Source organism: Roseateles sp. (genome assembly GCF_039929605.1).
Taxonomy (GTDB): Bacteria; Pseudomonadota; Gammaproteobacteria; order Burkholderiales; family Burkholderiaceae_C; genus Pelomonas.
Map to the genome: position 1 here is coordinate 86,288 of NZ_JBDSQX010000019.1, position 18,701 is coordinate 104,988.

19 protein-coding genes and 1 pseudogene are annotated in these 18,701 nt (G+C 69.5%); 8 read left to right on the top strand and 12 right to left on the bottom strand.

Features of this window, described 5'->3' with window-relative positions:
* The first annotated feature begins 36 nt into the window (after positions 1–36).
* Entirely contained in the window at positions 37–507 is a 471-nt protein-coding gene (locus ABIS05_RS03305; RefSeq protein WP_348011253.1) for an Lrp/AsnC ligand binding domain-containing protein, read from the top strand.
* Positions 508–621: 114 nt separating this feature from the next.
* Positions 622–1,716 carry a protein adenylyltransferase Fic gene (gene fic / locus ABIS05_RS03310; RefSeq protein ID WP_348011254.1) on the top strand — a complete coding sequence of 365 codons (1,095 nt, stop codon included), beginning with the start codon at positions 622–624 and terminating at the stop codon, positions 1,714–1,716.
* 33 nt (positions 1,717–1,749) lie between these two features.
* Here fic and ABIS05_RS03315 read toward each other — a convergent pair.
* Positions 1,750–2,340 (bottom strand): annotated as a pseudogene (locus ABIS05_RS03315) (dienelactone hydrolase family protein); the annotation flags it as partial.
* 192 nt (positions 2,341–2,532) lie between these two features.
* On the opposite strand from ABIS05_RS03315, the gene ribA reads away from it, so the two are divergent.
* Positions 2,533–3,141 (top strand): GTP cyclohydrolase II, encoded by a 609-nt coding sequence (gene ribA / locus ABIS05_RS03320; RefSeq protein ID WP_348011256.1) that lies wholly within the window; start codon positions 2,533–2,535, stop codon positions 3,139–3,141.
* Between the two features lie 10 nt (positions 3,142–3,151).
* Here the strand turns inward: ribA and ABIS05_RS03325 are convergent, their stop codons facing one another.
* Positions 3,152–3,547, bottom strand: a complete 396-nt coding sequence (locus ABIS05_RS03325) for a VOC family protein (protein ID WP_348011257.1) — start codon at positions 3,545–3,547, stop codon at positions 3,152–3,154.
* A gap of 10 nt (positions 3,548–3,557) precedes the next feature.
* Positions 3,558–4,079: a DUF1697 domain-containing protein gene (locus ABIS05_RS03330; RefSeq protein WP_348011258.1), complete on the bottom strand. Its 522-nt coding sequence runs from the start codon at positions 4,077–4,079 to the stop codon at positions 3,558–3,560.
* Between the two features lie 136 nt (positions 4,080–4,215).
* Between ABIS05_RS03330 and ABIS05_RS03335 the strand changes: the two genes are divergently transcribed.
* A complete protein-coding gene (locus tag ABIS05_RS03335; RefSeq protein WP_348011259.1) occupies positions 4,216–4,464 on the top strand; it encodes a hypothetical protein in 249 nt (82 codons plus the stop codon).
* A gap of 66 nt (positions 4,465–4,530) precedes the next feature.
* Positions 4,531–5,346 carry a tRNA-uridine aminocarboxypropyltransferase gene (locus ABIS05_RS03340; protein WP_348011260.1) on the top strand — a complete coding sequence of 272 codons (816 nt, stop codon included), beginning with the start codon at positions 4,531–4,533 and terminating at the stop codon, positions 5,344–5,346.
* On the opposite strand, the gene ABIS05_RS03345 is transcribed toward ABIS05_RS03340, so the two are convergent.
* Complete coding sequence (locus tag ABIS05_RS03345; RefSeq protein WP_348011261.1) at positions 5,267–6,046, bottom strand: helix-turn-helix transcriptional regulator; 780 nt, start codon at positions 6,044–6,046, stop codon at positions 5,267–5,269. The genes ABIS05_RS03340 and ABIS05_RS03345 overlap by 80 nt on opposite strands.
* Before the next feature lie 111 nt (positions 6,047–6,157).
* Between ABIS05_RS03345 and ABIS05_RS03350 the strand changes: the two genes are divergently transcribed.
* Positions 6,158–6,478 carry a DUF2834 domain-containing protein gene (locus ABIS05_RS03350; protein WP_348011262.1) on the top strand — a complete coding sequence of 107 codons (321 nt, stop codon included), beginning with the start codon at positions 6,158–6,160 and terminating at the stop codon, positions 6,476–6,478.
* 21 nt (positions 6,479–6,499) lie between these two features.
* Here ABIS05_RS03350 and ABIS05_RS03355 read toward each other — a convergent pair whose 3' ends face one another.
* The 3 genes from ABIS05_RS03355 to ABIS05_RS03365 all read right to left on the bottom strand — a co-directional run bounded on the left by ABIS05_RS03355 (position 6,500) and on the right by ABIS05_RS03365 (position 9,195).
* Positions 6,500–6,652 (bottom strand): hypothetical protein, encoded by a 153-nt coding sequence (locus tag ABIS05_RS03355; protein WP_348011263.1) that lies wholly within the window; start codon positions 6,650–6,652, stop codon positions 6,500–6,502.
* Between the two features lie 81 nt (positions 6,653–6,733).
* Positions 6,734–8,146, bottom strand: a complete 1,413-nt coding sequence (gene dacB, locus ABIS05_RS03360; protein ID WP_348011264.1) for a D-alanyl-D-alanine carboxypeptidase/D-alanyl-D-alanine-endopeptidase — start codon at positions 8,144–8,146, stop codon at positions 6,734–6,736.
* Between the two features lie 116 nt (positions 8,147–8,262).
* A complete protein-coding gene (locus tag ABIS05_RS03365) occupies positions 8,263–9,195 on the bottom strand; it encodes an ornithine cyclodeaminase family protein (RefSeq protein WP_348011265.1) in 933 nt (310 codons plus the stop codon).
* Positions 9,196–9,409: 214 nt separating this feature from the next.
* On the opposite strand from ABIS05_RS03365, the gene ABIS05_RS03370 reads away from it, so the two are divergent.
* Positions 9,410–12,271, top strand: a complete 2,862-nt coding sequence (locus tag ABIS05_RS03370) for a TonB-dependent receptor domain-containing protein (RefSeq protein WP_348011266.1) — start codon at positions 9,410–9,412, stop codon at positions 12,269–12,271.
* 71 nt (positions 12,272–12,342) lie between these two features.
* On the opposite strand, the gene ABIS05_RS03375 is transcribed toward ABIS05_RS03370, so the two are convergent.
* From ABIS05_RS03375 to ABIS05_RS03390, 4 genes are all read right to left on the bottom strand, one after another.
* The gene (locus ABIS05_RS03375) at positions 12,343–13,479 is read right to left on the bottom strand and encodes a hypothetical protein (RefSeq protein WP_348011267.1); all 1,137 of its coding nucleotides are present in this window, start codon (positions 13,477–13,479) and stop codon (positions 12,343–12,345) included.
* Positions 13,476–14,738 carry a D-amino acid dehydrogenase gene (locus ABIS05_RS03380; RefSeq protein WP_348011268.1) on the bottom strand — a complete coding sequence of 421 codons (1,263 nt, stop codon included), beginning with the start codon at positions 14,736–14,738 and terminating at the stop codon, positions 13,476–13,478. Before ABIS05_RS03380 ends, ABIS05_RS03375 begins: the two co-directional genes overlap by 4 nt.
* Positions 14,739–14,847: 109 nt before the next feature.
* Positions 14,848–16,041 (bottom strand): amino acid aminotransferase, encoded by a 1,194-nt coding sequence (locus ABIS05_RS03385; protein ID WP_348011269.1) that lies wholly within the window; start codon positions 16,039–16,041, stop codon positions 14,848–14,850.
* Positions 16,042–16,097: 56 nt separating this feature from the next.
* Positions 16,098–17,207, bottom strand: coding sequence for a DUF2332 domain-containing protein (locus ABIS05_RS03390; protein ID WP_348011270.1), 1,110 nt, complete (start codon positions 17,205–17,207; stop codon positions 16,098–16,100).
* 57 nt (positions 17,208–17,264) lie between these two features.
* Here ABIS05_RS03390 and ABIS05_RS03395 point away from each other — a divergent pair, with 57 nt between their 5' ends.
* Positions 17,265–17,948, top strand: coding sequence for a Crp/Fnr family transcriptional regulator (locus tag ABIS05_RS03395; RefSeq protein WP_348011271.1), 684 nt, complete (start codon positions 17,265–17,267; stop codon positions 17,946–17,948).
* Here ABIS05_RS03395 and ABIS05_RS03400 read toward each other — a convergent pair whose 3' ends face one another.
* Entirely contained in the window at positions 17,949–18,437 is a 489-nt protein-coding gene (locus ABIS05_RS03400) for a glutathione peroxidase (protein ID WP_348011272.1), read from the bottom strand. It lies immediately after the preceding gene.
* Between the last annotated feature and the right edge of the window lie 264 nt (positions 18,438–18,701).

Sequence of the window (18,701 nt, forward strand, 5' to 3'; positions counted from 1 at the left end):
TTCCAAGGATCGGTTGATCGACCGAAGAAAATCCATATGGATGCAGACACCAGACTCGACAAGACAGACGCCCGCATCTTGCGCGCCTTGCAGGCGGTTGGCCGCATTTCCAATCTCAAGCTGGCCGAGGAAGTGCACCTATCGCCCACCGCCGTGCTGGAGCGCGTGAAGCGGCTGACGCGCGACGGCTACATCCTGGGCTACGAGGCGCGGCTGAACCCGGCCAAGCTGGGCGCGGCCATGCTCGTCTTCATCGAGATCCACCTGGACCGCACGGTGCAGGACGTGATGGACACCTTCAAGGCAGCCGTCCAGGCCCGCCCCGAGATCCTGGAATGCCACCTGGTGGCCGGCGGCTTCGACTACCTGCTCAAGACCCGTGTGCGCGACATGGGCGCCTACCGCGAGTTCATCGGCAGCGTGATCTGGACGCTGCCGGGTGTGCGGGAGACGCGGACGTATGCCGTCATGGAGGAGGTGAAGGCGACGAATGCGTTGGCGTTTTGAAGGCCGATCTTGATCATGTCGATTTTCATGCCTTAAATCAACACGTCATGGGATCATGTCGATTGGCTAGACACATCGTCTCGCCGTGTCGATTACTTCAAGCTTCGTCGACAAATGACATACGACCCCCAGCAGCCGTACAACGCCCTGCCTGCACTGCCGCCGCAGGCAGACGTGGAGTCGCGCGCGGTGTTGAAAGCCTGCATTGCCGCCCGCGCGGCCGTCGCCGAGTTGAAGGCCGCCGGGCAGCTGATTCCAAACCAGGGCGTGCTGATCAACTCGATCCCCCTGCTTGAAGCGCAGGCCAGCAGCGAGATCGAGAACATCGTGACCACCACGGACCAGATGTTCCTGTTCGACGGCAGCAGCGAAGCCGAGGCCGACCCCGCCACCAAGGAGGCCCTGCGCTACCGCACCGCGCTGTGGGAGGGTTTCCAAGCGCTGGCCAGTCGGCCCTTGAGCACCAACACCGCCGTTCAGATCTGTCGGTCCATCAAAGGTGTCGACATGGACATCCGCCGCACGCCCGGCACGACGCTGAGCAACGACCTCACCGGCCAGGTGATCTACACCCCGCCCGAGGGTGAAGCCTTGCTGCGCGAGAAGCTCGCCAACTGGGAGCGCTGGATGCACGGCACCTTGGCCGGCACCGAGGACGTGGACCCCTTGGTGCGGATGGCTGTGGGCCACTACCAGTTCGAGGCGATCCATCCGTTCACCGACGGCAACGGCCGTACCGGACGGGTGCTCAACCTGCTCTACCTGGTGGAGCAAGGCCTGCTGGACATTCCCGTGCTCTACCTGAGCCGCCACATCCTGCGCAACAAGTCCGCCTACTACAGCGGGCTGCAGGCTGTGACGGCCTCGGGCGCCTGGGAACCCTGGCTGCTGTACATGCTCCAAGGCGTGACTGAGACCGCGACCTGGACCATGAACAAGGTGGTGGCGTTGCGGCATCTTCTGAACGACACCGCCGAACGGATGCGCAAAGAAGCCAGCAGCATCTACTCGCGCGAACTGGCTGAGCTGGTGTTCGTGCGGCCTTACTGCCGCATCGCCCACGTGGTGGACGCCGGCCTGGCCAAACGCCAGACAGCCAGCGCCTACCTCAAGGAACTCGCCGCCATCGGCATCCTGCGTGAGCACAAGGTGGGCCGCGAGAAGATCTTCCTGAACCCGGCGTTCATCGAACTGCTCAAGCGCGACTAGCGGCCGGGGGTCTCGAACTGGCTGCGCCCGGCTTCAACCCAGCGTCTTGCCAAAAAACCGCATCGCCCGATCCCACGCCTGCTGCGCCCAGGCCGCGTCGTACTGCGTCTTGGCAATGCGGCCCGGCCCCTGCGCCTCTTCGTTGGCGAAGGCATGGTGGGCGAGGTAGCGGTGGCCTTCGTAGTTGACGCCGACGTCCGCGAACTTGGCTTCCAGCGCGTCCACGCCGGCAATCGCGAAGAACTCGTCCTGCGTGGCCCAGTGCGCCTGCAGCGGGATGTTGACCTTGCTGGCGTCCACATATTCCAACGGCGGCATGCCGTACCAGATCACGGCCGCGTCGGCCTCGGGCACCAGCGTCGACGCCAGCACCGTCAGCGCGCCGCCCATGCAGTAGCCCGTCACGCCGACCTTGCCGCTGCCGAGCCCCAAGCTCTTCAGATAGTTCACCGCACCGCGCACGTCCTGCGCGGCGGCGTCGCCGAAGTTCAGGTCGGTCATCAGGTGGTGGGCCTCCTCGGCCTCGACGGTGCTCTTGCCCCGGTACAGGTCGGGCACCAGTGCCGTGAAACCGGCCGACGCGAAGCGCTCGGCCACGCCGCGGATCTGGTCGTTCAGGCCCCACCATTCCTGGATGACGACGACGGCGCCGAGCGGCTGCGCGGCCTCGGCGAGATAGCCGGACACGGCCACGCCATCGGGGCGTTGGAACTGGATCGTCTGGGGCATGCCGGTCTCCTGCAAAAGGGCTGGAAGCCGCAGCCTAACCTGGGCGACACCGGGTTATCCCCGGCCCGGCGAGAATGCCGGCTGACCATGAAGATCGACCGCATCGTTTCCACCCGCCTGCCCACGCCGTATGGCGAGTTCGCCATCCACGGCTTCCGCGAGAGCGACAGCGGGCAGGAGCATGTCGTGCTGAGCATGGGCGACCTGGCCGGCCAACCCGGCGACGAGCCGCCGCTGGTGCGCGTGCATTCCGAGTGCGTGACGGGCGAGGTCTTCGGCTCGCTGCGCTGCGACTGCCGGCCCCAGCTGGAAAGCGCCATGCAGCGCATTGCAGCGGTCGGCCGTGGCGCCATCGTCTACATGCGCGGCCACGAGGGGCGCGGCATCGGCCTGGTGCAGAAGCTGCGCGCCTACGCCGAGCAGGACGCCGGCGCCGACACCATCCAGGCCAACACCCAGCTCGGCCTGCCCATCGACGCCCGCCGCTACGACGCCGCCGCCTGCATGCTGCGCTCGCTGGGCGTGAACCGCGTCAAGCTGCTGACCAACAACCCGCTGAAGATGGCGGCGCTGGCCGAGTTCGGCATCGAGGTGGTAGAGCGCGAGGCCTCGCTCACGGCGCCGGGCCCGGAGAACGAGCGCTACCTGCGCACCAAGCAGGATCAGATGGGCCACCTGGCCGACTGGTTCGACTGAACCCGTTGGGCTAAGGCTGGCGCGCATAGCTCTGCGTCAACGCCTCCCAGGCGTGCCCATCGGGCTCGCGCCAGTAGGCGATGCGGCCGCCCACCGAGGTGTTCACCTGGAAGTCGTCCGGCCCCATCGGCATGCTGCGCCAGGCGATGCCCAGGGCTTGCAACCGGGCCAACAGCGCATCGAACTCCGCCTCGCTGACGCGGAAGGCGTAGTGCAGCGGCGTCACTGTGGCGCCGGCCTCCACTTCATCGAAGTCCAGCGTCAGGTCGCTCGACACGTAGACCGCGCTGAACGGCCCCACCGCAGCCTGGGCTGACCAGGGCACGCCGAGGATGGCCGCCAGGCGCTCGGCGGCGGCGCGGCGGTCACGGGCGGGGACGAGCAGGTGATCGAGGACGGCGGGCATGGTGAACCTCTCAGGCCTGGGCGCACTTGGTGACGGTGTCCCAGGTGCGAGTGGTGACGTCCTGGCCGAAGGTCTTCTCCAGCAGTTGCATGAAGACCGGGCCCTTCTCGTTGGGCACGTAGACGGACAGCACCTCGCTGCCCACCCGCGTCAGGATGCAGGCGTCGTGCCGGGAGATGGGCAGCTCCACCTCCGCCACCGCGCCGGGGTTGCGCAGAAAGGTCACGATGCGCTTGCCGCCTTCCGGCAGGTCGAACTCGGCGAAGGGGTCGGCCTGGATGAGCTGCTGCAGGTGGGCGCTGGGGCGCACGAGGGTCGCGAAGCTGCGGCCCAGGCCGTCCTTCATGGCCTTCTCCACGCGCTTCTGCAGCACCGCAGCCGGCAAGGTCCGCGCAATGGTGAAGGCCACGTTGCCGCTGCTCAGCAGCGTCTTCACATCGGCAAAGCCGGCGCCCTCCAGGCTGCGCTTGAGTTCGGACATGCTGCAGTTCATCGGGCTGACGCCTCGGAGCAGGGCGACGTAACGGGGCATGGGTCGAGGCGTGAGGTGGACGAGCCGGCAACGATAGCGCGAAGGACGCCGGTCCGGGCTGGGTGGCTGGGCGGCGGCATTGGCCGATGCAAAGTCGATCCGGGCCTATGCTGCCCCCAACCAACGGAGACATCACGTGGTCAACAACACCTTCAAAGCCGCGTTCCTGAATTCGCTCATGACGTCCGGAGCGAATCTCGAACTTCCGTACAACGACCTGGCCTCGCATGCCAACGACCGGATGATTGCGGCGCTGGAACTGGCGAAGCACGCCAAGGAAACGCAGCGGCACCTCAAGTTCACGGCGATCAGCGCCGGCATGTCGGGCATCAAGCACCTGGCTGAGGAGGGTGCCGGTTACGTCACCTTCTCGCTCGTGTACTGACGCTCACAGCCGCAGCGCCATGCCGGCGCGCAAGCCGGGCCGTTCGGGGGCTCTGACAATCGGCGCATGCCTTTTGCCGCGCCTCATGCTGTGTCTCTTCTGCGCGCCGCGCGTCTGGCGAGCGCCACCAAGCCGTTCTCGGCTCGCGGTGGCTTCAAGCGCGAACGCTGCGAGGGCTGCCGGCTGGTGCCGACGCACTGCATGTGCGCCTTGCGCGCCTCGGTGAACACGCGCGCTGCGGTGTGCCTGCTGATGGCCGACATCGAGCCGCTGAAGCCGACCAACACCGGTTGGTTGATCGCGGACATGGTCGCCGACACCTTCGCGTTCGGCTGGTCGCGAACCGAGCCCGATCCTGCGCTGCTCGCCCTGTTGAGCGACCCGACCTGGGATTGCTACGTCGTGTTCCCAGGCCAGTACGCCGCGCCGGAACGGGTGGTGCACGCCATTCAGCCGCGCGCCGCAGGCCCTGGCGGCACGATCAAGCGCCCGCTGTTCATCCTGCTGGACGGCACCTGGTCCGAGGCGCGCAAGATGTTCAGCCGAAGCCCCTACCTGAACCACATGCCGGTGCTCAGCCTGGAGCCCGCCGGGGCCTCGCAGTACCGGCTGCGCCGCTCACGTTGCGACGACCATTTCTGCACGAGCGAGGTTGCCGCGCAATGCCTGAACCTTGCGGGCGACAAGGCCGCCGAGAAGGCCCTGGAAGCCTACCTGGGCGTCTTCACGCATCACTACCTTCAGGCGAAGAACCAGTTGCCCATCGCCTGGGAAGGCGCGGCGCATCAGCGCTTGCGAGACGCTATTGCGTCGCCGCTTCACCCAGCGCAGCCAACGCCATCCGCGTCTGCTCATCCGTCGGAAACAGATGCTCCACCTTGAGTGACGCCAGCGTGATGTCCAGCGGCGTGCCGAAGCTGGTGATGGTGGAGAAGAAGCTCAAGGTCCGCCCGTCCGCCGCGCGCAGGCGGAAGGCGAGCACGGGCAGGTGGCTGGCGGTCTCGGCGGTGGTCCACGGTTCGAGCGTCGGGCGGAGCTCGTCGAGCAGCGCGCGCAGGCGCGGCAGGTGCTCGGCCTCGCGGCTGGCGCGGGCCCACATCTCGGTGCACAGCCAGGCCTCGTCCACGCACAGCGCGCGCAGGCCGCCGGGCGCGAACACGGCGCGCAGCAGGTTCAGCGGCTGGGCCAGCATGGCCTGCGCCGGCAGGCCGAGCAGCACGAGCAGCCGCGCGAGGCCGTCGTTGGCCATCACCACGTTGTAGTCGCCGTCCAGCACCAGCGCGGGCGCCGCGCCGTTGGCGTGGATGAGCTGCTCCAGCGCCGCGCGCACGGGCGCCATCTCGGGCGCGTCCAGCGCACGCTCGGTGTGGGCGGGCGCGTAGCCGGCGGCGAGCAGGGCCTGGTTGCGTTCCTCCAGCGACGCGCCGAGGGCGTCGAGCAGCGCGAGGAGCGTCTCGCGGCCGGCGCGGGCGCGGCCGGTCTCGATGCAGCTGAGGTGGCGTTGCGAGACACCGGTGCGCAGCGACAGCTCCAGCTGGCTGACGCGGCGCGACTTGCGCAGGGCGGCGAAGGTGGCGGTCATGCGGCGCATTCTGCGGCGGGCGCCGTCGTCGCCGCGATGACCTCCGGGGTCATTGCGACGGCGCGCGCCGCTGCCGACGATGGCGCCACTTTCAACCCACCGGAGATCGCCATGCGCACTGCCCTCATCCTCATCACCGCCGCCTTTGGTGCCTTCTCGCTGTACGCGATGTGGCAGGTCGGCTTCATCGGCCTCTGGCAAGGCGGCCTGGCCAACATCGGCGCCCAGCAGATCACGCTGGACCTGATCGTCAGCAGCCTGCTGCTGATCGGTTTCGTCGCCCGCGACTGCCGCGCGCAGGGCCGGCCCTGGTGGCCATGGGCGCTGCTGACGCTGGCGGCCGGCAGCTTCGGCACGCTGGCCTACCTGCTGCTCGCCGCGCCGCGCCAGCACCGCGCGCGCATGCCTGCGTCGGCCTCGGCCTCGGCCTGAAGGGCTCAGCCTACCGCCGCGTCAAGCCGCGCAGCGCTGGATGGCTTCGGCCAGATTGCGCCGCGCGGGCTCATCCAGGCGGGCGTGCAAGGCCTTGCAGCCGTACAGCCGTGGCCGCGCGAGAAAGCCGGCCAGGATCTGGCCGCGCTTCTCGTTGAACAACGCCCGCAGCACATGCGCGTACTCGACGCGGATCTGCGCCTCGTACTCGGCAAAGCTGCGGCTAGCTGTCGCTCGCAGCCGGCCGCCATTGATTCAACGCTGCCCAGCCACCCAGTCCACCAACGCATCCAGCACCGGCCGCCCCTTGGCCGCAGCCTCGGGGTGGTTGAGCAGCGCGACAAACACCCAGGTCTTGCCGCTCGCATCCGGCACGAAACCGGCCAGGCCCACGGCGTCGTGCAGCGTGCCGGTCTTGAGGCGTGCCTTGCCCGCCGCCGGGGTGTCCTTCAGGCGGCGCGACATGGTGCCGTCCAGGCCCGCCACCGGCAGCACGGCCAGCAGCTCGGGCGCCTGGGCGCCGGCCTGGCTCGCGCGCAGCAGGCCGGCGAGCTGTGCCGGGCTGATGCGCTCGCTGCGCGACAGGCCCGAGCCGTTGTCCAGCACCAGGCCGCGGTCGTCGATGCGGTGCGCGGCGAACCAGGCGCGGACGGTGCGTTCGGCGGCGGGCAAGGTGGGTTCGTCGGGCTGAACGGCCTGGGCGCCGAGCTGCAGGTAGGTGAGCCGCGCCAGCGCGTTGTCGCTGCTCTTCATGACGCCACGCAGCACCTCGGCCAGCGGCCGGCCGCGGTGCGTGGCGAGCACCACGGCGTCAGCCGGCGCGGCAGCCTCCACGTCGCCCGGCGCCATGGTGCCGCCCAGCTCGGCCCAGAGCTGGCGCACGGCATGCGTCACCAGCCATTGGCGGTCGACCAGCTGCAGCGGCGCGCGCTGGCTGCAGCCAGCCGGAAAGGCGCCCTGCAGCTTCAGCGTCCAGCCGTCGCCGGTGGGCTGCACGATGGCGGGCTTCCAGACCTCGTCCCAGTCCTTGCAGAGCCGCGTGGAGGGCTGCATCGCGCTGGCATCCAGCACCAGCCCGGCCAGCGCGGGCAGGCTGCGCGCCGACGCGCCAGCGGGCGTGGCCTGCAGTTCGAAGTCGATGACGCTGCCGTTGAAGTGCAGCGCGTCGGGGATGACGTTGTAGCCAAACTCGGGCGCGTCGTCGAAAGGCGGCAAGCCCACGTCCAGGCGCGTCGGGTTGAACAGCGTGCGGTCGACGACGAGGCCGCCGCGAATCTCGCGCACACCGCTCTCGCGCAACTGGCGCAGCAGCCACCAAAGGGCCGGCCAGTCGAGATCGGGGTCGGCACCGCCGCGCAGGATGAGCGGGCCATCGATGGTGCCGCCGACCGGCGCCGAGGCCGCCAGCAACTCGGTGCGACCACGGTGGTTGATGCCCAGCTTGTCCAGCGCCACGGTGGCCGTGACGAGCTTCATCGTCGAGGCCGGTGCCATGGCATCGTCGGCGCGGCGGGTCAGCGCGGCGCGCGAGCCGTCCAGCGGCTGCAGCACATAGCCCAGGCTGTCGGCCGGCAGACCCGCCTTGGCCAGCGCGGCCTGCACGGGGTCGGGCACGGATGTGGTGGCGCAGCCGGCCAGCAGCAGTGCGAGGCCTGAGGCAAGCGCCAACCACCAAGATGATGAGTTTCCCGGGCCGAGCGCCGGGCCGCTCCCAAGCCGGCCCGTCGGGCGATGTGCTTGCTCGAGTTCAGCGGCGCGAGACCGGAGGAGGGGCTGATTCATTTTCAACATGCGCCCAGCCGATGCGCGACGACACGGGCCAGCGCCACGTCTTCCAGGCCGATGCCGACGCTCTTGTAGACGACGATGTCCTGCGCCGCGCGTGGGCGCGAGTTGACGATCAGCTCACCCAACTCGACGAGGCGCTCGGGCGCGATGACACCCGGCGCGGCCTGCACGATGTCGCCGGCCTCCTGGCGCGCGGCCTCATGCCACTCGACGACGACCAACGCCGCACGCGCCAGCAACGTGTCGTCCAGCTCGCGGGCGGCGCGGGTGCTAGAGCCGACTGCCGCGATGAAGGCGCCTGGCCTGACGAGCGCGCCGTCGAACAGCGGCGCAGCCGAGCGCGTGGCCGTGACGATGACATCGGCCTGGCTCGCCGCAGCGGCCGCGTCGACGGCCTGCACGGGCAGGTCGAGCGCCGCCGCCAACTCGGCCGCGAAGGCCTCGCCGCCAGAGCGCGCGCAGACGAGCACGCGCTCAAAGCGGCGCACGCGCGTCAATGCCTCGGCATGTGCCCGCGCCTGGATGCCGGCGCCAAAGACGGCCAGCGTCTTCGCATCCGGCAGCGCCAGCAGGTCCGCCGCCACCGCGCTGGCCGCCGCCGTGCGTAGCCGCGTGAACTCGTTGGCTTCCAGTGTCGCAATGGCTGCGCCGGTGGCCGCCGAGAACAGGCTGACGAGGAAGTTGTACTGGCCATTGCGTGCCGAATAGACCTTGGTGCCGAGCACGGCGGGCAGGTCACCGTCGGCCTCCAGGATGGCGCCCATTGCGCTGATGGCGAGCGCTGCGCCGCCCTGCGTGGCAGTGGCGCGGTGGCGCGCCAGCACCTGGGCTTGGCCGCGGCCGTGCTGGGCGAAGGCGGCGTGCAGCGCGGCAACGGCGCTGTCGGGGTCGAGCACGGCCGCGACTTCGGCTTCGGTGATCAGGCGCATCAAGGTCTTTCGAAATCCTGCAAAGGGGGCAGCGCGCACTTTAGAAGGGCCGCGCGGCACCGGGGGTGTGCTTTCGCGGGTCACACATTCCCGCAGGTTATGTGCTGCGCACAAGCATTCATTGAACGGCGCGCAACACTGGGGGTGCTGCCCTCTGGGCGACCTCTCGCGCGCCCGTCAACATGGCGGCAGTCGAATCACAAAGGAGTCGTTGATGAAGTTGAATCGTCTGGTATCGCAGCTCGCAGTGATCGGTCTTGCCGCCCATGCCAGCGCGGCAATCGCGCAAACCGATGGCCAACGACTGCAGCGTGTCGAGGTGACGGGGTCGAGCATCAAGCGGCTGAAGGACGAGGGCGCGCTGCCCATTCAAGTCGTCTCCCGCAAGGACATCGAGCGGCAGGGCATCGTGTCGGCCGAGCAGCTGATCGCCACGTTGTCCGCCAACGGCAACGGGCTGGACAACCTGTCCTCCAATGCCGACGTGGTGTCCGGCCAGGCGCGGGGCAACAACGGCGCGTCGTCGGCCAACCTGCGGGGCCAGGGTGCGGCATCGACACTGGTGCTGCTCAACGGCCGGCGCGTGGCGGCCCATGGCCTGAACGGCGGCGTGGTGGATCTGAACTCCATCCCGATGTCGGCCATCGAGCGCGTGGAAATCCTGAAGGACGGCGCCTCGGCCATCTACGGCACGGACGCAATCGGCGGCGTCATCAACTTCATCCTGCGCAAGAACTACAGCGGACTCGAGGCCGAGGCGTTCGCGGACATGACCGAGGCGGGCGGCGGTGGCATTGGTCGCGTCAAACTCACCGGCGGGTTCGGCGACCTGGCGAGCGACCGGTTCAACGTGCTGGCCTCGGTGTCCTTCAGCGACGCCAAGCAGTTGCGCGGCGACCAGCGCGACTTCGTCAACACCTTCCAGCCGTCGCGCGGCCTGTCGGTCGACACGCGCGGCACGCCGTTCGCCACCGTCTTCGCCATCTCCAGCCTGTACAGCGCGCTCAGCCGCGACAACCTCACCACCGCCGGCCGCAGCACGGGCCCGATTCAGCCGGGAACCACGGTGGCCATGAACGGCATCAACGCGCTCGACGTGCCAGGCCAAGCCGGGTGCGCGTCCATCGACGGCCAGGCGCCCTACGACGAGGTGCTGTGGGCCACGCCCGCAGCCAAGTGGGGCTGCGCCTGGGACACCGGCCGCGCAGCGGTGCTGATGCAGCCGGTGAAGTCCACCAACGCCGTGCTGCGGGGCACGCTGGCACTGGGCGAACACCAGTTGGTGGCGGAGTTCGTCGGCGCCCGAGTGGTGTCCGACAAGAGCTTCTCGCCCAACCAGATTTCCAGCTCCACTTCGACGAGCAACCCCTTCTACAGCCTCGGCTACCCGAGCACCGGTGAGGCCTACAACGGCGTCTTCAACGCATTGGTGTCGCTGTTTCCCAGCATCGAGAAAAACCGCGGCCTGCCGCTGGCGCTGCGCTGGCGCTGCATGCCCTGCGGCAACCGCGAGATCGAAACCACGTCCCAGACCCAGCGCTTGCTGCTCAGCGCCGAGGGGCCGCTGTTCGGCAGCTGGGACTACCGCGCCGGCGTGTCCTCTGCCACCAGCGACACCACCTCGCTGCTCAAGCACGGCTACTTCTTCGGCAGCCCGTTCGCGGCGCTCATCAACAACGGCACGCTCAACCCCTTCCCGGCCGACGGCATCACGCAGAGCGCTGCGGCGTTGGGCGCACTGGACGGCACGCGCGCCGATGGCGTGACGTTGTACGGCGGCAAGTTCACGCTGCAGCAGGCCGACGTGACGGTGACCGGCCCCATCATGAAGCTGCCAGCGGGCGAGCTGATGGCGGCCGTGGGCGTGGACGTGCGCACCGAGAAGTACAAGTTCAACGGCAATGCGACCGACCTGGTGACGCAGGCGGCGATCTTCGGCGCGCCGTTCGACAGCGTGAACACGCTGGACACCGTCAAGCGCGATATCAAGGCCGTGTTCGCCGAGGTGCTGGTGCCGGTGTTCAAGGGACTGGAGGCTAGCGCCGCAGTGCGTCGCGACGACTACACCGGCTTCGGCGCCACCACCAACCCCAAGTTCTCGCTGCGCTACCAGCCTTTCGAGCAGTTGCTGGTGCGCGCGTCCACGAGCCGGGGCTTTCGGGTGCCCACCTTCAACCAGCTCTTCAACGGCGTGACCGAGTCCACCTACGCCGGCAAGGACCTCGTCGACCCGGTCTCCTGCGCCACCGGTCTCGTCGACCCGACCAAGCCCGGCTGCGAGACGATCACCCCCATCATCCTCACCGGCGGCAAGCCGACGCTCGGCCCGGAGAAAAGCAGGCAGTGGACCTGGGGCTTCGTCTATCAGCCGATGCCCGACGTGTCGATGGGCGCTGACTGGTGGCAGATTCGCAAGACCGGCACCATCCAGTCGATCTCGCTGTCCGAGCTCGTCAAGAACTACGCTCTCTTCCCCGAGAACTTCCTGCGCGAGGGCAACACGCTCACGGCCATCGACAACCGCAACGTCAACGCCGGCGAGACCATCACCAAGGGCGTGGACATTTCCTTGCGCGGCTCAACTGCACTCGGCGCTGGCCGGCTCACGGCGTCGCTCGAAGGCAGCTACCTGATCGACAAGCGCTCGCGTCTGCTCGCCAGCGCGGCGATGGGGCCGAGCGAGATCGGCGTCTTCACCCGCGCCGGTGACTTGGGCCTGCGTTGGAAGCACTCCATCAGCCTGGTCTACGAGGAAGGCGTGTGGGGTGTCGGCCTCGTCCAGCGCTGGCGCGCCGGCTACAAGGACGGCCAATTGCCCGGCATCGCCAACGGCAGCATCGTGCCGCCCGAGTGGAAGCCCAACGTCGGTAGATACATCACACACGACGCGAGCGTCAGCTACCGCGGCTTCAAGAACCTGGGGCTGACGTTCGGCATCAAGAACTTCACCAACGACGACCCGCCGTTCTCCGCCGCCTATGACGGCAACACCGGCGCCGGTAGCTCGTGGGAACCGCGCGTGGCCGACCCTCGCGGGCGTGCCTACACGCTCACGGCCAGCTACAAGTTCTTCTGAGCGGCTCCGATACTCCTGCCGGTTCCTGTGCCGGCGTTCACCGGCCTCGCCTCGGCGAGGCTGTTCTTTTGTCAGGCCGCAGACTCGGCCTTCAGCGCGGCGTGCACGGCGCTGCCGAGCGCCGGCAGCTTCCACGTCGTCGCTGCGTCGGGGTGCGGCACGTAGCGCGAGCCCAGGCTGGTGGTCACCGCGATCAGGTAGTGCAGATCGCCGTCGTGCACGATCCCCGCGTCGCTGCTGTAGTTCTCGGTGTTGCCGGTCTTGTGGGCGAAGCGGGCCGGCGGGGTCGGGATGCCGGGCACCCAGCCGGGCAAGGCCGTGAGCGCGCTGCTGGACAGGATCTCGTTGAGCCGCTGCTCGTCCAGCGCGCGGCGCACCGGGCCGAGGCTGTGGCCCAACAGTGGCGGCGTGCCTTGCCCGCCGCTTGGCAGCCAGGGCGCGGGCGGCGCATCGGCATCCAGCCGCCACATCAGCCGCAGCGCATCCCAGGCTGTCATCTGGATCTGGCCCACGCCCGCGCCGGCGCCATTGCCCCAGCCGCCATCGGGCTGGGTGTTGGCGAGCGCCAAGCCGGGCAGGCCTTCGGCGGCGAACAGCGCGTGCAGCTCGTTGTGCACTTCCACGCCGGCTTCACGGCGAATGGCGCCGCGCGCTTGCAGGTGCATCACCAGCGCCGACGTGGCCTCGTTGCTGCTGACGATGATCATGTCGTGCAGCCAGTCGGCCACCGGCCGGGTCACGCCGCCCCAGGTCAGCGGCAGGGCCCAGGCACTGCGGCCGGTGTCGACGAGCCGGCCCACGCCCACGGCCACCATCACCTTGAGCAGCGAGGCCGGGTAAGGCGACACGAAGCGCGGGCCGGTGCCGAACCAGGCAGGGAAGGCCATGCGCTGCCAGTCGGCGCCGGGCTGCCAGGCGCTGGAGGTGCCGGCCGCGTCCCGCACGTCGGCCTGGAAGGCGATGTTGGCGACCGCGCCGCAGGGGCCGTCGAAGCGCGCCACCAGGCCCTCGGGGTGCTCGCGCGAAAACAGCACGTTGGCGCAGACCGGCGCCAAGTCGCCCGGCCCACGCGGGAACACGGCCACCGCCAGGTCGATGCTCGGGTGCCAGCCCAGCGGCGCACCGTTCTGCAACGAGTCCGCCGTCGCCTCGAAGCGCTGCGCCAGCACGGCCGCGCGCAGCGCCTGGGCGAGGTCGTCGGCGGTCACAGGCTCAGGCCGTCCAGCGGCAAGGGGCTGGCTCGGCCAGACACCAGCTCGGCGACGATGTCGGCCGTCGCAAACGAGAAGGTGAAGCCCAGTGCGCCATGGCCCACGTTGAGCCACAGCCCCGGCACGCCGCTGGCGCCAACGATGGGTGCGCCGCTCGGGGTGGCGGGGCGCAGGCCGGCCCAGGGCACGGCGCGGTCGTAGTCCGCCGCGTTCGGGAAGGTGGCGCGCACCGAGCGCTGCAGCGAGGCGAGGCGCCCGGCGTCCAGGCTGAGGTCGTCGCCGACGAGGTCGACCATCGCGGCCACGCGCAGCTCGTTGCCGATGCGTGCGTAGAGGATCTTCTTCTCGAAGTCGGTCACGCTGACCTCGGGCGGGCGGTGGCCGGCGGCAATCGGTGCGGTCAGGCTGTAGCCCTTGAGCGGGTAGAGCGGCAGCTCCACGCCGACGCCTGCGGCCAGCGCGCGGCTGTGCAGGCCGGCGGCCAGCACGGTGGCGTCGGCCGCCACGTTGCTCTGGCTTTGGCCCTGGCTCGTGCGCACGCCGAGCACGGCGCCCCGGCCGTCCAGCATGAAGCCTTCCACCCGAGCGCCCAGCCGGCCGCGAAAGCGCTCGTGCGCCAGCAGGCGCTCATGCAGCGCGCGGCAGAAGGCGTGGCAGTCCGCCACCGCCTCGCCGGGCGTGAAGATGCCGCCGGCCAGCGTGGCTTCGCCTTCCTCAAACTGGGCCAGCGCGGGCTCCAGCGCCACGCAGTCGTCGTGCGACAGCGCCTGCTCGGCGCCACGGCTCGCGCGGGCCGCCACGCGGGCGAACTCGGCCGGCTTGCGGTAGACGACCAGCTTGCCCGGCGTGCGCAAGGCGATCACGTCGCCCAGTGCCGCCTCGTCACGCAGCCGCGCGAACGAGGCCTGGCTGAACGCACCCAGCGCCAACAGCCGCGCGGTCGTGCGCCGGTTTACGGGGCCGCGGCAGTTGCGCAGGAAGGCCAGCATCCACGACCACTGCGCCCAGCTTGCCTCGGGCTTGAAGCGCAGCGGGCCATCGGGGTCAAGCAGCCAGCGCAGCGCCTTCAGCGGCACGCCGGCGTCGGCCAGCGGCGACACGTAGCGGTAGCTCAACTGCCCGCCGTTGGCGCGGCTGGCACCTTCGGCCACCTCGGCCTCGCGCTCGATCAGCGTCACGCTGTGGCCGCGCTGCAGCAAGGCCCAAGCGGTCGTCAGGCCCACCACGCCACCGCCTATCACCACGCAATGCTTCATCCAACTTCCTGCCGCCAGCTCTGCAGGCAGGGTAAGGAAGCCCGGCACGCGTTGCCAATGAAAGCGGCGGCTGCGGCCATCACCGCGCGTTATGGCGCGGGGGCCGGAGTCAGGCGAGCACCGCCGCCATCGCCTCGGCGGTGGCCTCGACGTTGCGGGTGTTCAGCCCCGCCACGCACATGCGGCCCGAGCGCAGGATGTAGACGCCGAACTCGGCCTTCAGCCGCTCGGCCTGGTCGGCACTGAGGCCTGTGTAGCTGAACATGCCGCGCTGGGTCAGGAAGTAGCTGAAGTCGCGCCCCGGCAGCTTGGCCGCGAGCACATCGTGCAACTCGCGGCGCATGGTCTGGATGCGCTCACGCATCTCCTTCACTTCCTCTTCCCACATCGAGCGCAGCACCGGCGTGTTCAGCACCTTGGCCACGACCTGGCCGCCATGCATGGGCGGGTTGGAGTAGTTGCGGCGGATCATGAACTTCATCTGGCCCAGCACCCGCGCAGCTTGGTCGGCGTCGGGGCAAACGACGCTCAAGCCCCCGCAGCGCTCGCCGTACAGGCTCATGCTCTTGGAGAAGCTGTTGGCGATGAGGAAGGAGACGCCCTCGTCGGCCAGCAAGCGCGGCGCAAAGGCGTCTTCCTGGATGCCGTCGCCATAGCCCTGGTAGGCCAGGTCCAGGAAGGGCAGCAACTGGCGCTCGCGGATGACGGGCACCAGCGCCCGCCACTGGTCCTGCGTCAGGTCCACGCCAGTCGGGTTGTGGCAGCAGGCGTGCAGCACGACGATGCTGCGCGCGGGCAGCGTCTTGAACGTGGCCAGCAGGTCGTCGAAGCGCAGGCCGCCGGTGGCGGGGTCGTAGTAGGGGTAGGTCTCGCAGACATGGCCCGAGCCCTCGAAGACGGCGCGATGGTTGTCCCAGGTCGGGTCGGACAGATAGACCTTGCTGTCGGGGAAGTAGCGCTTCAGCAAGTCGGCGCCCACCTTGAGGCCACCGCTGGAGCCCACGCCCTGGATGGTGGCGATGCGGCCGGCAGCGATGGCCGGGTGGTCGGCACCGAACAGCAGGGCCTGCACGGCGCTGCGGAAGTTGGCGGCGCCTTCCATCGGCAGATAGGGCCGCGCACCGGCCACCTCGACGACGGCGAGTTCGGCCGCGCGCACCGAAGGCAGCAGGGGAATGCGGCCTTCGTTGTCGAAATAGATGCCGATGGACAGGTTGATCTTGTCGGCGCGGGGATCCTTCTGGAAGGCCTCGTTGAGGCTCAGGATCGGGTCGCCGGCGTAGGCGTCGACGTGCTGGAACATGGTCGGTCTCCTTTTGGAGACGGGATTATCCGAGCGGCTCCGGCAGGCCGTTTTTTTCAAAGCCAATGGATCCAGCGGCCGTGGGGGTGGCTCCAGGCCAGTGTCTGCTCGGTGAGCCGACCGGCGGCGGCGGCGTGTCGTAGCGTCCAAAGCGTCGCCGAGGAAGCCACCTCGCCGGACGGCACGATGGGCACGGGCGGGGCATCCTGCTGTTGCGCGCTCAATGCCGGCAACTCGCCGCAGATCCACGCCAGCCCGTGGCTGAGCGCCAGCCGGTCCGCCGTCGCGCGCAGCCGCACGACATCGACATCGCTCAGGTAGTACAGCACCCAGCTCGTCAGCAGCACCGGCTGCACGCCCGCCGGCAGGGTGTCGAGCCAGGGCTCGATGGCGGCGATGCAGTCGTCGGCGGGGGTCAATGTGACGGGCAACGCTTGCAGCTGGACGGCCGCACGAGCCAGGCGCTCGCGGCGGCGAGCGTCCTGCGGCCACAGGCAGGCCTGCAGCCAGCGCAGGCGGGCCGGGTCTGCGGCGTCGACCGGCGCCGGGTCCAGCCCATGGCGCGAGGCGAGGCGCCAACCGGTATCCCGCGGCAGCGGCGCCGAACCCAGCCACAGCGTTTCGATCTCGGCCGCGCGGCCATCGCGTGGCGCGCCACGTTCGTGCCAGGTGCCGTCGTCGGTCCGGTAGCGCAGGTGGTAATGATCCAGGCCCAGGTTGAGCCCGGCACTGCAGCCGAAGTCCAGCAGCGCAAGATCCCGCGCACCGGTTGCGCGGGCTGCGGCACCCAGGGCTGGCCAGATGGCGGCGCAGCGGGCGACTTCGTTGGTCTGAGTGGCGCCGTGGCGCAGGTGTTCGACAAGTACCGGCCATTCGCGCTCTAGACAGACCCGCAGCGCCTCCGCCAAGCCGCCATCAGGCGCGAGCTCGCCGCCCGCGCTCGGGTAGTACGCCGCCAGCTCGGGCGCTGCCCCGGCCAGCACGCGCTCATGCACCGCCGCCAGCAGCAGGTTGACCTTGCGTTGCTCGGGCGGTGCTTCGGCCAGCAGGGCCAGCGCGCGCTCGTCCTCGGCGGCGCTGCTGCACAGCGCGGCGTAAAGCGGTTCCTGGCTGCATTCCTCGCGGCCGAAGCGGCGCAGCAGGGTCGACAAAACATCTTTTTCCATGCGGCCGAGCATAGGCAGGCGCGCCGCCGCCTTGTGTCGGCCAGCCGACAATGGCGCATGGCCGATGACGATGCGCTGTGGCAGTTGTTTGCCGCCACCTTTCCCGGCCTGGCCCTGCCCGCGCACGTCGCCGCGCGCCTGCCGGCGTTGGTGCCGCGCCGCCGGCTGGCCGACGGGCGCAGCCTGTTCGTGCAGGGCCAGCGGACGACAGCGTTCTACGCGGTCGCGGCGGGAGAGATCGAGACGCGCCTCACCGGAATGGACGGCACGGTCTCGGTCATCGAGCACGTCGGCCCACCCCGCCTTTTCGGCCTCGCCGCCTTCGCGGCCGGCCAGCCGGCGGAATACGAGGCAGTGGCGCGTGGGGCCAGCGAGGTGCTGGTGATCGGCCGCGAGGCCTACACGCTGCTGATGGACGAGGCGCCCGGCTTTGCGCGTGCATTGCTGGCCGAGTTCGCGCGCCGCTACGACGGCACGCTGCGCCTGCTGCAGGCGGCCCGCCACCAGCGCGCGGCGGAGCGCGTCATGCTGGCACTGGCACAACTGGCCCGGGAGCGCGGCCGGGCTGCGGGCGGGGGCTGGCTGGAAGTGGCAGCCACCCAGACCGAGCTGGCGCGGCTGGCCCATCTGTCGCGCCAGACGGCCAACGAGCTGCTTTGCGCCGCCGAAGCCGCCGGCCACATCAGGCGTGGCCGGGGCCGTTGGTGGTGGCGGCCCGCGCCGGGCGTGAGCCGGGCCTGATCAGGCCTTCAGCGCCGCCTCGATGTCCCCGCGCAGCTTCTCCGGCGGGTCATTGGGCGCAAAGCGCTTGATGACCTGGCCGTCGCGGCCGACGAGGAACTTGGTGAAGTTCCACTTGATGGCCTCGGTGCCGAGGAAGCCGGGCTTCTCGCTCTTGAGGAACTTCCACAGCGGGTCGGCATCGCCGCCGTTGACCTTGATCTTGGCCATCATCGGGAAGCTGACGCCGTAATTCAGCTCACAGAAGCTGGCGATCTGGTCGTTGCCGCCCGGGTCCTGGCCGCCGAACTCGTTGCTCGGGAAGCCGACGATGACGAGGCCCTGGGGGCCGTAGTCCTGCCAGAGCTGTTCCAGGCCCTTGAACTGCGGCGTGAAGCCGCATTCGCTGGCGGTGTTGACCACCAGCAACACCTTGCCACGCTGGGAGGCCAGGTCCGCCGGCTCGCCGCGGATGGAGACGGCCTTGAAGTCGAAGACGCTTTCGCTCATGAACAAGCCTCCCTAGAAACACGCCGCCGATGCTAACGCTAAGGAGCCTGCCGGGCTTTGGGTCGGGTGCGCGCCGGGGCGAGTTGCGGGGCGAGGCAAGGCGCCGGCGAGGCGTGGGATGGGCCCCCACAACGAGTCGGCAACGCCGAATCACCCCGCAAATCGCCCCGGCCCTTCGGGTTGGGCCTGCAAGGGGGCTGATCCGTCGTTGCAAATGCTCGCTGGGCACTCGGCCCAGCTCCGCTTTGCGCCTAGGCTGAGCCC